Source organism: Streptomyces sp. NPDC093546 (genome assembly GCF_044765045.1).
Classification (GTDB): Bacteria; Actinomycetota; Actinomycetes; order Streptomycetales; family Streptomycetaceae; genus Streptomyces.
In genome coordinates, this window is record NZ_JBIWJG010000009.1 from 31,006 (window position 1) to 44,328 (window position 13,323).

13 protein-coding genes and 1 pseudogene are annotated in these 13,323 nt (G+C 74.1%); 5 read left to right on the forward strand and 9 right to left on the reverse strand.

The window, feature by feature from the left end:
- Together ACIRNI_RS20535 and ACIRNI_RS20540 are read left to right on the forward strand one after the other, a co-directional pair.
- Positions 1 to 398 (forward strand): annotated as a pseudogene (locus ACIRNI_RS20535) (hypothetical protein); the annotation flags it as partial.
- 198 nt (positions 399 to 596) lie between these two features.
- Complete coding sequence (locus ACIRNI_RS20540) at positions 597 to 1,262, forward strand: class F sortase (protein WP_403553279.1); 666 nt, start codon at positions 597 to 599, stop codon at positions 1,260 to 1,262.
- Positions 1,263 to 1,307: 45 nt separating this feature from the next.
- On the opposite strand, the gene ACIRNI_RS20545 is transcribed toward ACIRNI_RS20540, so the two are convergent.
- Positions 1,308 to 2,537 (reverse strand): FAD-dependent monooxygenase, encoded by a 1,230-nt coding sequence (locus tag ACIRNI_RS20545; RefSeq protein ID WP_403552923.1) that lies wholly within the window; start codon positions 2,535 to 2,537, stop codon positions 1,308 to 1,310.
- Positions 2,538 to 2,623: 86 nt separating this feature from the next.
- On the opposite strand from ACIRNI_RS20545, the gene ACIRNI_RS20550 reads away from it, so the two are divergent.
- The gene (locus tag ACIRNI_RS20550; RefSeq protein ID WP_403552924.1) at positions 2,624 to 3,184 is read left to right on the forward strand and encodes a hypothetical protein; all 561 of its coding nucleotides are present in this window, start codon (positions 2,624 to 2,626) and stop codon (positions 3,182 to 3,184) included.
- A 6-nt stretch (positions 3,185 to 3,190) separates the two neighbouring features.
- On the opposite strand, the gene ACIRNI_RS20555 is transcribed toward ACIRNI_RS20550, so the two are convergent.
- Both ACIRNI_RS20555 and ACIRNI_RS20560 read right to left on the reverse strand, forming a co-directional pair.
- Positions 3,191 to 4,669 carry an MFS transporter gene (locus ACIRNI_RS20555; RefSeq protein ID WP_403552926.1) on the reverse strand — a complete coding sequence of 493 codons (1,479 nt, stop codon included), beginning with the start codon at positions 4,667 to 4,669 and terminating at the stop codon, positions 3,191 to 3,193.
- Complete coding sequence (locus tag ACIRNI_RS20560) at positions 4,666 to 5,280, reverse strand: TetR/AcrR family transcriptional regulator (protein WP_403552928.1); 615 nt, start codon at positions 5,278 to 5,280, stop codon at positions 4,666 to 4,668. Before ACIRNI_RS20560 ends, ACIRNI_RS20555 begins: the two co-directional genes overlap by 4 nt.
- 115 nt (positions 5,281 to 5,395) lie before the next feature.
- Between ACIRNI_RS20560 and ACIRNI_RS20565 the strand changes: the two genes are divergently transcribed.
- On the forward strand, positions 5,396 to 6,436 hold the full coding sequence (locus ACIRNI_RS20565) for an NUDIX domain-containing protein (RefSeq protein WP_403552930.1): 1,041 nt from the start codon (positions 5,396 to 5,398) through the stop codon (positions 6,434 to 6,436).
- Between the two features lie 22 nt (positions 6,437 to 6,458).
- Here ACIRNI_RS20565 and ACIRNI_RS20570 read toward each other — a convergent pair whose 3' ends face one another.
- Together ACIRNI_RS20570 and ACIRNI_RS20575 are read right to left on the reverse strand one after the other, a co-directional pair.
- On the reverse strand, positions 6,459 to 7,184 hold the full coding sequence (locus ACIRNI_RS20570; protein WP_403552932.1) for an MBL fold metallo-hydrolase: 726 nt from the start codon (positions 7,182 to 7,184) through the stop codon (positions 6,459 to 6,461).
- Positions 7,185 to 7,281: 97 nt separating this feature from the next.
- Entirely contained in the window at positions 7,282 to 8,670 is a 1,389-nt protein-coding gene (locus ACIRNI_RS20575) for a dipeptidase (RefSeq protein ID WP_403552934.1), read from the reverse strand.
- Positions 8,671 to 8,846: 176 nt separating this feature from the next.
- Between ACIRNI_RS20575 and ACIRNI_RS20580 the strand changes: the two genes are divergently transcribed.
- Positions 8,847 to 10,070 carry a geranylgeranyl reductase family protein gene (locus ACIRNI_RS20580; protein ID WP_403552936.1) on the forward strand — a complete coding sequence of 408 codons (1,224 nt, stop codon included), beginning with the start codon at positions 8,847 to 8,849 and terminating at the stop codon, positions 10,068 to 10,070.
- Between the two features lie 58 nt (positions 10,071 to 10,128).
- On the opposite strand, the gene ACIRNI_RS20585 is transcribed toward ACIRNI_RS20580, so the two are convergent.
- The 4 genes from ACIRNI_RS20585 to ACIRNI_RS20600 all read right to left on the reverse strand — a co-directional run bounded on the left by ACIRNI_RS20585 (position 10,129) and on the right by ACIRNI_RS20600 (position 13,315).
- A complete protein-coding gene (locus tag ACIRNI_RS20585) occupies positions 10,129 to 10,584 on the reverse strand; it encodes a hypothetical protein (protein ID WP_403552938.1) in 456 nt (151 codons plus the stop codon).
- A gap of 97 nt (positions 10,585 to 10,681) precedes the next feature.
- Positions 10,682 to 11,398, reverse strand: coding sequence for a BTAD domain-containing putative transcriptional regulator (locus ACIRNI_RS20590; protein WP_403553280.1), 717 nt, complete (start codon positions 11,396 to 11,398; stop codon positions 10,682 to 10,684).
- Positions 11,399 to 11,478: 80 nt separating this feature from the next.
- Positions 11,479 to 11,733, reverse strand: coding sequence for a DUF6332 family protein (locus ACIRNI_RS20595; protein WP_403552940.1), 255 nt, complete (start codon positions 11,731 to 11,733; stop codon positions 11,479 to 11,481).
- 76 nt (positions 11,734 to 11,809) lie between these two features.
- A complete protein-coding gene (locus ACIRNI_RS20600; protein WP_403552942.1) occupies positions 11,810 to 13,315 on the reverse strand; it encodes an MFS transporter in 1,506 nt (501 codons plus the stop codon).
- Positions 13,316 to 13,323 lie beyond the last annotated feature (8 nt).

A 13,323-nucleotide genomic window follows, 5' to 3' on the forward strand; every position in this document is an offset into this window, starting at 1 on the left:
ACGACTGGGACAAGGAGCACAAGTCGTCGAAGGAGGACGACGGCTCGAAGAAGGACGACGGTTCGAAGAAGGACCACGAGAAGAAGGACGAGCAGGGCAAGCCGCGTGGTGGCGTGCACGCCGGTGGCGGTCTGCTGGCCACGACGTCGGGTGACGACTGGGACAAGGAGCACAAGTCGTCGAAGGAGGACGACGGCTCGAAGAAGGACGACGGTTCGAAGAAGGACCACGAGAAGAAGGACGAGCAGGACAAGCCGCGTGGTGGCGTGCACGCCGGCGGCGGGGGCCTTGCCTCCTCGGGCTCGATGGCGGCCGGAGGGCTGGTGCTGCTGGGCGGCCTGGGTGTCGGCGCCTACATGGTCCGGCGCCGGAGCGTGAGCGGCGGTGACGCGGCCTGAAGGTCGCGATAGCCGGAAGTGAAGACGTGGGACCGCGGCTGCCCTCGCACGCGGGCGCTGCGGTCCCACGGTCGCGACACGGAAAGGCTCAGGCCTCGGATCGTGCGTCGAAGAAGGTGGCTGTCGGTGATGAGGATCCGTCCAGCATCCGTACGAAAGGCATTGCGGGGCGTACAGGCGTCCCGTCGCGTCGTGCCGATGCTGCTGTGGCCGCTGGCACTCGTGGTGGTCGTGCTCAGTTGGGCCGAACCTGTGAGCGCGCCGTCCGCCCCCGCGCCGGTCCGCCAGGTGGCGGCACCTCCCCAGCCACCCAGAGCGAGTGTCGGGAAACAGTCCCCGCTGTCCTTGCCCCGCTCGGTACCGACACGGCTGCGGATCCCCGCGATCGGCGTTGACGCCCCCTTCACCGACCTGTCCATCGGCCCGTCAGGGCGACTGGAAGCACCACCGGACGACGATGTGAACCTGGTGGGCTGGTTCGCTGCCGGTGTCTCCCCTGGCCAGCTCGGCACCGCCGTCGTCGCCGGGCACCTCGACACCAAGACCTCCCCGGCTGTTTTCGCCCGGCTCAGCACAGTGCAGCCAGGCAACCGAGTCGCCATCAGCCGCAAAGACGGCACCACCGCGACCTTTGTCGTCGACACCATCGAGAGTTTCCCGCAGGACGACTTCCCTGACGAACGTGTCTACTCCGACACTGCCGACGCCCAGCTACGGCTGATCACCTGTGGGGGGAGTTACGACCACGAGAAGAAGCGGTACACGGAGAACACCGTCGTCTTTGCCCACCTCGACGCGGTCACGCAATCGGCGAGAGACGGGCAAGGGCCCCGCAAGGGGCAGAGTCCGCCCGCTGCGCCCTGAGTCTTGTCCGCAAAGTCCGTCTGCCCGCCCTGCGGGCGGACGACGCTACTTCGCGGACACTCCCTGGCGCGAGCGAGCGGCCTGCAAGGTGCCCGCGACCCTCGGGCCCAGCCATCGCTTGAGCCTGCGCAGCGCCTCCAGCCGATCGGCCGCCCGGTCGAGCCGGTAGTACAGCTGGGGCGGGACGTGCGGCAGCAGCGGCGAGTGCCGCTGGCCCAGCAGCGCGAACATCTGCGGCGGCGTCAGGTTCACGTACCGGGGCAGGCACTCGTACCACTGCGCGCTGTATCGGGCGGCGCTACGGAGGGGGAGGAGGGCCGCCGTCCGCTCCCGCTCGTAGCGGGCGAGGGCCGGCTGGAGTGCGGGTGACGCGCGCAGCGCGCCCGCCAGCGCCATCGCGTCCTCCAGCGCCAGCGTGGTGCCCGCGCCGATGGAGTAGTGCGTGGTGTGGGCGGCGTCGCCGACCAGGACGACGTTGTCGCGGTACCACGTCCGGTTCGTGACCGTACGGAAGTTCAGCCACTGCGCGCTGCCGTCGGGGTGCGCCCGGCCGATCAGCCGGTGGCCGTCCAGCGTTTTCGCGAACAGCTCCTCCAGCAGCGCCAGCCCCTCGGCCTGGGACGCCCGGTCGAGGCCGAGGCCCCGCCAGGTCTCCGGCGCACACTCGACGACGCAGGTACTGTGGTCCTCGCTGTAGCCGTAGGCGTAACACCAGATCCAGCCGTGCGCGGTCTCCACGAAGGTGAAGGTGAAGGCGTCGAAGACCTTGGTGGTGCCGAGCCAGACGTACGTGTTGCGCCCCACGGCCACCTCGGTGCCGAAGTGCGCGGCGTGGCGGTCGCGCAGCCCGCTGTGCACCCCGTCGGCGGCGACGACCAGGTCGGCCTCGGGCAGCCCGTCCGCCCCGGCGTCCGTCACCTCGTGCCCGAACTCCAGCCGCACGCCCAGGTCCCGGGCACGCTCGGCGAGGACGCCGAGCAGCCGGCGGCGGCCGATGCCGAAGCCCTCGTCGCCGTGGTGCGCCGTGGTCTCGTCGCGGATGTGCGCGACGCCGCCGCTCCAGCGGACCGAGTGCTCGGCGATGGCACGGGCGGACTCGGGGTCGTGCGCGTACAGCTTGTCGAGCAGCCCGGGCCAGTAGGTCACGCCCCAGCCGTACGTCGAGCCTGCCGGGTTGCGTTCGTGGACGGTGACGTCATGGGACGGGTCGTGGCGTTTCATAAGGAGGGCGAAGTAGAGACCGGCGGGCCCTCCGCCGACGCAGGCGATCTTCACGTGCGCTCCCGTCGAACCGCCCGTCGAAGGGCGAGCTGCTCATGACACCAGGTGCCGATATCAGCACAGACGGTAACATTCGAGGCGTGAGTGACCTGCAGACCTCCGCGCGTGGCTGGCACACCGTCCAGCTCGCGGTCTTCGGATTCATCGGCATCTGCGGGGTGCTCAAGAGCGGCGGCGGTGGCGCGACGGCGGCTCCGCGCGCCATCGAGGAGGTGGCGGGCGTCCTGGTCCTGGTGGCGCTCGCCGTGGCGTGCTGGGCGACCTGCCTGGTGGCACGCGTGGCGTGGCCGCTGCCGGGCCCGGTGCCGGAGCCCGGGGCGACACAGGGGGCCGCGGGAGCGGACGGACCGGCGGCGCAGGCCCAGGAGCGGGCGGCTCGTCGGCTGCGCGCCGGGCTGACCCTCACCTTCGTGGCCGTCGTACTGGTCGCCGCGGCAGCGGCCACCTCGTGGTGGCCCGCGCCCGCGCCCGCGGCACCGGCCGGTCAGCTGCTGCGGGTGACGACGCCGGCCGGGACCTTCTGCGGAACCCTGGCCTCCGGAAGCGGCGACGGCCGCGTCCGCGTCCAGGCCCAGGGCCGGAGCATCGACATCCCGCTCGACAGCGTCGCGGAACTGAACCCCACGCCCAGCTGCCCGTAGGGCGGTTCACCGTCGCTCGGCGCCGCAGCCGACGCTCGCACGGCTCTCAGCGCGGCTGTCGGTCCGGCCTCCGCGACCCGGCCCGTCGCTCGCGCTCCCGCGCGCGGGCAGCGCCGTCGCGCACAGTGCCCCGGCCGCGGCGACGGCCGCGAGGACCGCGAGCGTCACGCCGATCGCGGAGGGGAAGCCCTCGGCGGCCCACGCCGACCGCGGCGCGCCGGTGCCGGGCGCCGTCAGGGCCATCACCATGGTCGCCACGGCGACGCCGAGCGCCGGCCCGACGTTCATCGCCGTCTGCTGCAACCCGCCCGCCACCCCGGCGTACGCGACCGGTACGTGGCGTACGAGAACGGCGGTGGCGGTGACCATGACCGTGCCGAACCCGGCACCCAGGAGCAGGAAGCCGCCGCCGGCCGCGGAACCGGAATCGGTTCCGGACAGTGCGAGCCACGACAGCGCCAAGGCGCCGAGCGCGAGCAGCGCCATCGCCGCCACGGTCGTCCGGCGCGGCCCATGGCGGCGCAGCAGCCGATCCGCGACCGCCGCGCTCAGGACCATCATCACGGCCAGCGGCAGCGCCGTGAGGCCGCTTCCCAGCGGGTCCAGGGCGAGGACCTCCTGGAGGAAGTACGTCCCGGCGAACAGCGCGCCGAACAGCGAGGCCGACGCCGCCAGCAGGACCGCCAGCGACGTGGCCACGGTCGCCGACCCGAGCACCTCCGGCGGCAGCAGCGGGCTCTCCGTACGCCGTTCCCACAGGAGGAACGCTCCGCCGCAGGCCGCCGCCGCGACCAGCCCCGGCGTCGTCGCGGCCGTCCAGCCGGCCGCCGGGATGCCGACGAGGGTGTGGACCAGGCACACCAGCGTGAGGGCCAGCAGGCACGCGCCCGGCAGATCGAGCCCCACCGTGCGCCGGGGCCCCGGCTCCGGCAGGCGCACCGCGAACGCCGCCACACCGATCACGACCGCCGGGACCACGTTGAGCAGGAAGACCGCCCGCCAGCCGAACTGCGTGGTGAGCACCCCGCCCACCACCGGCCCCGCCGCGGCCGCCAGGCCGATCGCGGCCGTCCGCAGCCCGAGGGGCCGGCCGATCCGGTCGGGCGGGTACGCGGCGCGCAGCATGCCCAGCGTGGCCGGTTGCAGCAGCGCCCCGAAGACGCCCTGGACGACCCGCAGGGCGATCACCCAGCCCACGCCGGGCGCCAGGCCGATGCCCGCCGAGGCCGCGCCGAAGCCGAGGATGCCCACGGCGAAGAGCCGCTGGTGGCCGTACCGGTCGCCGAGCCGCCCGGCGAACACCAGCAGGCTCGCCACGGCGATGAGGTACCCGGTGCTCGTCCACTGGACCTGGGTGAAGGAGGCGTGCAGGTCCCGCCCCAGGGTGGGCTGGGCGACGGTCAGCACGGTCCCGTCCAGGGCGACGATCGCCGCCCCCGCGACGCTGCCCGTGAGGATGAGCCGCCGATGGCGTCGCGTGTTCACCGGCTCTCCGGCCCCGTCTCCGCCGCGGCCTCGTTCCCCAGGTGCGCGTCGAGCGCGGCGCGCAGCAGCGGTTCCACGTCGTCGCAGCCGGTCGCGAGGGGCAGGCTGCCCCAACGCCACAGTTGCGCGATGCCGTGCAGGTTCGCCCAGAGCGCGCCCGCGACGACCGCCGGCGCCGGTTCGCCGCCGGGGCGTGCGCGGGCGACCAGGTCCACGAGGACGTCGAAGAGGGGCAGCGTCGTCCGGCGAAGCCCCGGCTCGCCGCCGCTCTCCAGCAGGTCGTGACGGAACATCAGCTCGAACATGCCGTGGTGCGTCCGTGCGAAATCCACGTAGACGCGCCCCAGGGCCAGGAGCCGGTCCCTGGGGGACGTTTCGCCCTCGGCGGCGAGGGCCGCGCCGACCCGCTCGGCGAGATCGGCGAAGCCCTCCCGGGCGATGGCCGACAGCAGGGACAGGTGGGTCGGGAAGTAGCGGCGCGGTGCGCCGTGCGACACCCCTGCCCGTCGGGCGATCTCACGCAGCGTCAGGGACGGGATCCCTTCACTGTGGAGCAGTTCGACGCCGGTCTCGATCAAGCGGGCCCTCAGCCCTGAGGTCGTCTCTGTCATGGACGGTGTCTACCAGAACGGCGTAGACAGTGTCTACGCCGGTCTGTCCGGCCGCGGGTTTCCGTGGCAGTGTGGTGCGGGCAAAGCCACTGGGGGCTACGGAGGAGGGGGAGCCGTGATCGTCTGGATCAACGGTGCGTTCAGTGCGGGCAAGACCAGTACCGCGCGCGAACTGATCGATCTGATCCCGAACAGCACCTTGTACGACCCGGAGGTCATCGGCGGGGCGCTGGACCACCTGCTGCCGCAGAAGAGGCTCGCCGAGGTGACCGACTACCAGGACCTGCCCCTGTGGCGGCGGCTGGTCGTCGACGCCGCGGCCGCGCTGCTCGCGGAGGTCGGCGGGGTGCTGGTGGTACCCATGACGCTGCTGCGACAGGAGTACCGCGACGAGATCTTCGGCGGGCTCGCCTCCCGCCGCATCGCCGTACACCATGTCGTACTGACACCGGACGAAACGATCCTGCGCAGGCGTATCGCCGAGCGCCGGGAAGACGACGCCGACCCGGACGGCGACGAGCGCGTCCGGCAGTGGGCGTACGCCCGCATCGAGCCCTACCGCGCGGCGCTCGGCGGCTGGCTGGGCTCGGACGCGTACGCCGTCGACAACAGCCGCCTCACTCCGTACGAGACCGCCGAGGCGATCGCCACGGCGGTGCGCGGCGGGGCGGTCGACGCGTGCGAGATCGTGCAGACACCGGAGCCGACCGGCGAGACGCTCGCCGCCGGGGTGCTGCTCTTCGACGACCAGGACCGCGTCCTGCTCGTCGACCCGACCTACAAGCCCGGCTGGGAGTTCCCCGGCGGGGTCGTGGAGCCGGGCGAGGCGCCGGCCCGGGCCGGCATGCGGGAGGTCGCCGAGGAGATAGGGCTCGAACTCGACGCCGTACCGAAGCTGCTCCTAGTCGACTGGGAACCGCCCCGCCCGCCCGGCTACGGCGGCCTGCGCCTCCTCTTCGACGGCGGCCGCCTCACCGGGGCCCAGGCCGCCGGGGTCCTGCTGCCCGGAGCGGAGCTGCGCGCCTGGCGGTTCGTCACCGAGGAGGAGGCCTCGGGGCTCCTCCCGCCGATCCGGTACGAACGCCTCCGCTGGGCCCTGCGCGCCCGCGAACGCGGCACCGTGCTGAACCTGGAGGCGGGCATCCCGGTGGGCTGAGCGGCGGGACCCCGGACACGCCTCAGGGCGTCGGTGCCGCGTCGCGGTCCGCCGCCGCGCGCAGCACCGGCGCCGCGTCGGTCGTCAGCGGGTCCCCGTGCCCGAAGCAGACCGTGTCCGGGGCGAGCTCGGCCAGCCGCCGCATCGAGGCCTTCGCCCCCTCGCGGTCCACATGGAACACGCCGAGCGCCACCTGTCCCACCGACGCCACGGTGTCACCCGTGAACAGCACGCCGTGGCGCGGCAGATGGAGCGCGATCGAGCCGGGCGTGTGGCCGGGCGTGTGCACCACCCGGGCCCCGTCGCCGAAGCCCGGCTCGTCGCCGTCCGCCAGCTCGCGGTCCACCCGGGTCGGCGGCGCCGGCGGAACCGTCAGCCCGTGCTCGTACAGCGGCACCTCCCAGTCCAGGAGGACCGGGTCCGGGACCGGCGCCTCGCCCCGTACCACCGGCGCGTCCAGCGCGTGCGCCATCACCTCCGCGCCGTACCGGCCGGCGAGCTCTCCCGCCGCGCCCACGTGGTCGCGGTGGCAGTGCGTCAGCACGATGCGGCGCAGGCCCTCCGGGCGCAGCCCGGCCCGGCGTATCGCCGCCTCCATGGCCGGGGCCGCGCCCGCCCAGCCCGCGTCGACGAGCGTCAGGTCGTCGTCCGCGTCACGCCACAGGTAGGCCTGACCGATCGAGAAGCGGAGCATGTGCAGCCGGGGCGTCACCTCGACGAGGTCGAGGTCAGGAAAGTGATCGTTCATGGGGCGAACGTACGCCCGGACCGCGCCCTGTGCCCCGGCCTTCCGCCGAGCGCGGATTCCGCTCCGGGCGGATCGGGCCGGGCGGACCGCGCCGGGCTCAAACCCGCTTCGAGTGCGCGTAGTTCACCAGGAAGTGCGCCTCCGCGACCGACATCCGCTCCAGCTCCTCCGGCGACACGCTCTCGTTCACCGCGTGGATCTGCGCCTCCGGCTCGCTCAGCCCGATCAGCAGGATCTCCGCCTCCGGGTAGAGCGCGGCCAGCGTGTTGCACAGCGGGATCGAGCCGCCCATGCCCACCGCCTGCATCTCCTCGCCCGGGTAGGCCGCCCGCAGCGCCTGGGCCATGGAGCTGTACGCCGGGCTCGTGGTGTCCGCCCGGAACGGCTGGCCCTGCCCCACCTGCTCCACCGACACCCGCGCGCCCCACGGCGTGTGCGCCTCCACGTGCGCCGCCAGCAGCTTCGTCGCCTCCGCGGCGTCCTGGCCCGGCGGCACCCGCAGGCTGATCTGCGCCCGCGCGGAGGCGTGCACGGACGGCGTGGCCCCGACCACGGGCGGGCAGTCGATGCCCATGACGGTCACGGCCGGGCGTGCCCACAGCCGGTCGCCGACCGCGTCGTGACCGATCAGGTCCACCCCGTCGAGCACCTTCGCGTCCTTGCGGAAGTCCTCCTCGGGATACCGGAGCCCCTCCCACCGGCCGTCCGCCGCCAGCCCGTCCACGGTCGTCGAGCCGTCCTCGGCACGCAGCGAGTCCAGGACGCGGATGAGCGCGGCCAGCGCGTCCGGCGCGGCGCCGCCGAACAGCCCCGAGTGCAGGTTGCCCTCCAGCGTGTCCACCTGGACGCGCAGCATCGTCATCCCGCGCAGCGACGCCGTCACGGTGGGCAGACCGGCGCGGAAGTTCCCCGCGTCGCCGATCACGATCGCGTCCGCCGCCAGCAGCTCCGGGTGCTCCTCGGCGTACCGCTCCAGGCCGCCCGTGCCCTGCTCCTCGGAGCCCTCGACGATCACCTTGACGCCCACCGGGATCCCGCCGTTCACCTTGAGGGCGCGCAGCGCCAGCAGGTGCATGATGACACCGCCCTTGCAGTCCGCGGCGCCGCGGCCGTACCAGCGGCCGTCCTCCCGCTCGGTCAGCTCGAACGGCGGAGTCACCCAGCCGGCCAGGTCCAGCGGCGGCTGCACGTCGTAGTGCGCGTACAGCAGGACCGTCGGCGCGCCCGCCGGGCCGGGCAGGTACCCATACACCGACTGCGAGCCGTCCGGGGTGTCCAGGACGGCCACGTCCCGGAAGCCCTCCGCGCGCAGGGCGTCCGCCACCCACGCCGCCGCGGCCTCGCACTCGCTCGGGGGGAACTGCGCCGGGTCCGCCACCGACTGGAACGCCACCAGCTCCGCGAGCTCCGCCTTCGCGCGGGGCATGAGGGAGGCGACGGTCTCGGCGATCGGCGCGGTGGTCGGGTCGGCGGTGCTGGCGGACATGGGCACGCTCCTGGTGGGTGCGACGTTGGACTGACGGTGGTGACCGTTGCGTGTACGGCGAACGCACGTCCGATCCTCCCACAGGGGGTGGCGCGCGCCCGAGCCGTAGGATGCGATCGAGATCATGGGCACGGGCCGGGTTCGGCCGGACGTCGGGACAGGAGCAGAAGCACATCGTGAGCAGCGAGAACGCAGACGCCGGTAACGAGCACTCCGCGCCGGTGTGGGATGTCGTCGTGGTCGGGGCAGGACCGGCCGGGGCGTCCGCGGCCTACGCGGCGGCCGTCGCGGGCCGCCGGGTGCTGCTCCTGGAGAAGGCGGAGCTGCCCCGCTACAAAACCTGCGGCGGTGGCATCATCGGCCCCTCGCGCGACGCGCTGCCACCCGGCTTCGAGCTGCCGCTCCAGGACCGGGTGCACGCCGTGACGTTCTCGCTGAACGGCCGCTTCGCGCGGACGCGCCGCTCCCGGCGCATGCTGTTCGGGCTGATCAACCGCCCGGAGTTCGACGCCGCGCTCGTCGAGCACGCCCAGAAGGCGGGCGCCGAGCTGCGGACCGGCGCGACGGTGGCGCGCGTCGAGCAGCACGGCACCGCCGTGCCCGACCGGCGCACGGTCGCCGTGGTCCTGGCCGACGGCGAGGTCGTGCTCGCGCGGGCGGTCGTCGGCGCGGACGGCAGCGCCAGCCGGATAGGAGCCCATGTGGGCGTGAAGCTCGACCAGGTGGACCTGGGGCTGGAGGCCGAGATCCCGGTGCCGCCGACCGTCGCGGAGGACTGGGCGGGCCGGGTGCTCATCGACTGGGGCCCGATGCCCGGCAGCTACGGCTGGGTGTTCCCGAAGGGCGACACGCTCACCGTGGGCGTGATCTCGGCGCGCGGCGAGGGCGCGGCGACCAAGCGGTACCTGGAGGACTTCATCGCCCGCCTCGGGCTCGCCGGCTTCGAACCGGCCCTCTCCTCGGGCCACCTGACCCGCTGCCGCAGCGACGACTCGCCGCTGTCGCGGGGCCGGGTGCTGGTGTGCGGGGACGCGGCCGGGCTGCTGGAGCCGTGGACCCGCGAGGGCATCTCGTACGCGCTGCGCTCCGGGCGGCTGGCGGGGGAGTGGGCGGTGCGGCTCGCCGAGTCCCACGACGCGGTCGACGCGCGGCGGCAGGCGCTGAACTACGCGTTCGCCATCAAGTCGGGCCTGGGCGTGGAGATGGCGGTCGGCCGGCGGATGCTGGCGCTGTTCGAGCGCCGGCCCGGGCTGCTGCACGCGGCGATCACCGGCTTCCGCCCGGCGTGGCACGCCTTCGCGGACATCACCCGCGGCGTGACGACGCTGGCCGGCCTCATCCGCTCACACGGGATGGCGCGCCGGGCCCTGGACGCCCTGGACCGCCGCGTCGAGGGCTGACGCGGCGGCGCACCCGGCGTGCGTGCCCGGCGCGCGCGCTCGGCGTGGCGCGGGGCTGTCAACCGGCGGGTGCGGCCGGAGGCGCAGGCGGGGGAGGCGGCGGAGGCGGATACGGAGGCGGCGGCGGAATCCGGGGCCCGGCCGGTCCCACGCTGGACGGAGGCGGCGGGGGCTCCGCGGGCGGCCGGACCGGCCGCCGGGGAGGCCCCGTGGGAGCCGGCGGCGGTGGACCCGGCGGCGGTGGCGGGGGCGGCTCGACCCCCGACAACAGCGGCCCGCCGGCCCGCAGCCGGGCGATGGCCAGCTCCCTGCGGCGGTGTGCCTGTGGGGAGTCGTCGCGCTCGTAGTCGAGCTGGACTCCGCTGGGCCAGGTGGTGCGGACGGCGAGCAGCCGGTAGCCGAGCGCGTGGGCCATCGCGTCGGCCCGGTGCCGCATCGCGTCGGTGAACCGGCCGGGCCGCAGCACGACACGTGCGCGGCCGTCGAAGTGCGCGCGTATCTCGTCGTCCTCCACCTGACTCCCCTCTCGGTAAGGGCCGGCAGCCTGGGGCCGCCGCATCCCGTGATCGTCGCACACGGACCGAACCCCGGACCGGACCCCCGACCGGGCGCTACCCGGCGGGCGCGTGCACGGCGTCCGGCAGGAGCGCCGGGTCCTGGCGCAGGATCCGCCGGTGCAGCTCGCGCAGCCCCGGTCCCGGATCCGCGCCGATGGACTCGGCGATGCGCCGCCGCGCGTCCTCGTACGCGAGGAGCGCGTCGGTGGAGCGCCCGGCGCGGTAGAGGGCCAGCATCAGCAGCGCGGTCAGCCCCTCCCGCAGGGGATGCGCCGCGACCTGGCGGACCAGCTCGTGGACGCACTCGTACGCGCGCCCCCGCTCGATCTCGGACGCCAGCCGCGCCTCCAGCACCAGCAGCCGCTTCTCCGCCCAGCGCCGCCGCTCGGCATCCAGATACGGCCCCGTCAGCCCCTCGGCGTACTCGCCGCGCCACAACTCCTCGGCCCGCCGCACCAGTTCGTACGCCCGCGCCCGGTCCCCGGCATCCCGCGCCGCGACCGCCGCGTCGACCAGGGCGCGCCGCTCCGCCACGTCGTCGATCCGCGCACCGCTGAGCCGGTACCCGCTCCCGGTCCACGTGAGCTCCGGTCCACCGGCCCCGCCGGCGAGGGCGCGCCGCAGCCCGGAGACGTACTTCTGCACCAGGTTCCGTACGTGCGCGGGGACTTCGGCGCCCCCCACGGCCTCGACGAGCGCCCCGTACGACATCGGCCTGCCGTCCTGGTGGAGCAGCACGGCGAGCACGGACCGCTGCTTCGGCGGCCCCAGCGGGACCTCCTCGCCACCGCGCGACGCCCTGAGCGGGCCGGTAGTTCTCGACGGTGGGCGGTTGAACCCGTCCTACGGGCTTACGCCTCCGGCCCGGCCGCCCGACCGTCCCCGAACCGCCACAGCACGCGGACGACGCGGGTCGCGAACCCCAGGCACGCGGTGACGGCGGCCGCGACCAGCACCGACCGCTCGGCGCCGCCGTCCAGGTCGAGGCCGACCACGGGGGCCGCCACCAGACAGAAGAGCCCCGCCGCGACGAAGACGCCGGTCAGCAGGGCGTAGCCGATCTCGACGGTCATGGCGTCACGCTGCGCCTGTGTCCTGGTCCCCATGCCTGGCAGTCTGACAAGCGGGCGGCCGGTGGGCAAGCGCACAACCCACCGGCCGCGAGAACCACCTGGCGTGGCGTCAGTCCCGTACGCCGACGGCCTCGGCCGCGTCGTCGGTCACAGGGGCCACCGGCGTCGTCGACTTGGCGACCACCACCGACGGCCCGCCCGTACGGGCGCGGCGCAGACCGGTCAGGGTGATGAGCAGGCCGGCGGCCGCGATGGCGGTGACCACGGCCAGGCCGGGCCGGAAGCTGTCCAGGACCGCCTGCCGGGAGCCGCCCTCGGCGCCGCCGGCCGTGATCACGGCCGTCACCACGGCGAGGAAGATGGCGCCGCCCACCTGGACGGAGGTGTTCAGCAGGCCGGAGACCATGCCCTGCTCGTCGTCGTCCACGCCGTTCGTCGCCTGGATGTTGAGCGACGGGAAGGTCAGCGCGCAGGCCGCGCCCAGCAGCAGCATCGACGGCAGGATGACGGCCGCGTACCGAGGGGTGAGGTCGACCTGGAGGAAGATCGCGTACGAGGCGACGAGCAGCGCGAAGCCGGTCGCGATCACCCGCGGCGTACCGAACCGGTCCACCACGTCACCGACCTTGGTGGAGGAGAGCGCCACCAGCAGGCCGGCCGGCAGGAAGGCGAGCGCGGTCTGCAGCGCGCTCCAGCCGAGCAGCCCCTGCATGTACTGCGTCACGATGAACTGGAAGGCGACGTACGAGCCGAAGAAGGTGGCGGCGCCGAGCTGGGCCCGCAGCTGCGAGCCGGAGCGCAGCACGCCGAGGCGCAGCAGCGGGCTCGCGGTGCGCCGTTCGATGGCCACGAAGGCGGCGAGCAGGACGGCGGCCGCCAGGAACGACAGCAGGGTGCGGGTGGAGGCCCAGCCCACCTCGGGCGCCTCGACGACGGTGAAGACCAGCAGCAGCATCGCGGCCGTGCCGGTGACGGCGCCCGGCAGGTCGTAACCGCCGCGGGCGTCCTCGCGGTCGCTGTGCGGGATCATCCGCAGACCGACGACGAGCGCGATGAGCGCGATCGGCGCGGGCAGCAGCATGGTCCAGCGCCAGCTGAGCTCGGTGAGCAGGCCCGAGAGCACCAGGCCCATGGAGAAGCCGGTGGCGGCGCAGGTCGTGTAGATGGACAGGGCCCGGTTGCGCTGCGGCCCCTCCTTGAAGGTGGTGGTGATGATCGAGAGTCCGGCGGGCGCGGTGAACGCGGCGCTGAGGCCCTTGATGAAGCGGCTGGCGATCAGCAGCGGGCCGGAGTCGACGAGACCGCCGAGCAGGGAGGCGAGCGCGAAGACGGCGAGCGCGATGAGGAAGACGCGGCGGCGGCCGAGGAGGTCGGCGGCCCGGCCACCCAGGAGGAGCAGGCCTCCGTAGCCGAGGATGTAGCCGCTGACGATCCACTGCAGGGTGGCGGTGGACAGGCCCAGGTCGGCGCCGATGGACGGCAGGGCGACGCCGACCATGGACACGTCGAGGGCGTCGAGGAACATCGCGGCGCAGAGCACCAGCAGGGTGCCCCACAGGCGTGGGCTCCAGCGCTCCTGCGACGAGGGGGACGAACCGTTGAGCGGAGAATTCATGCGGAGCA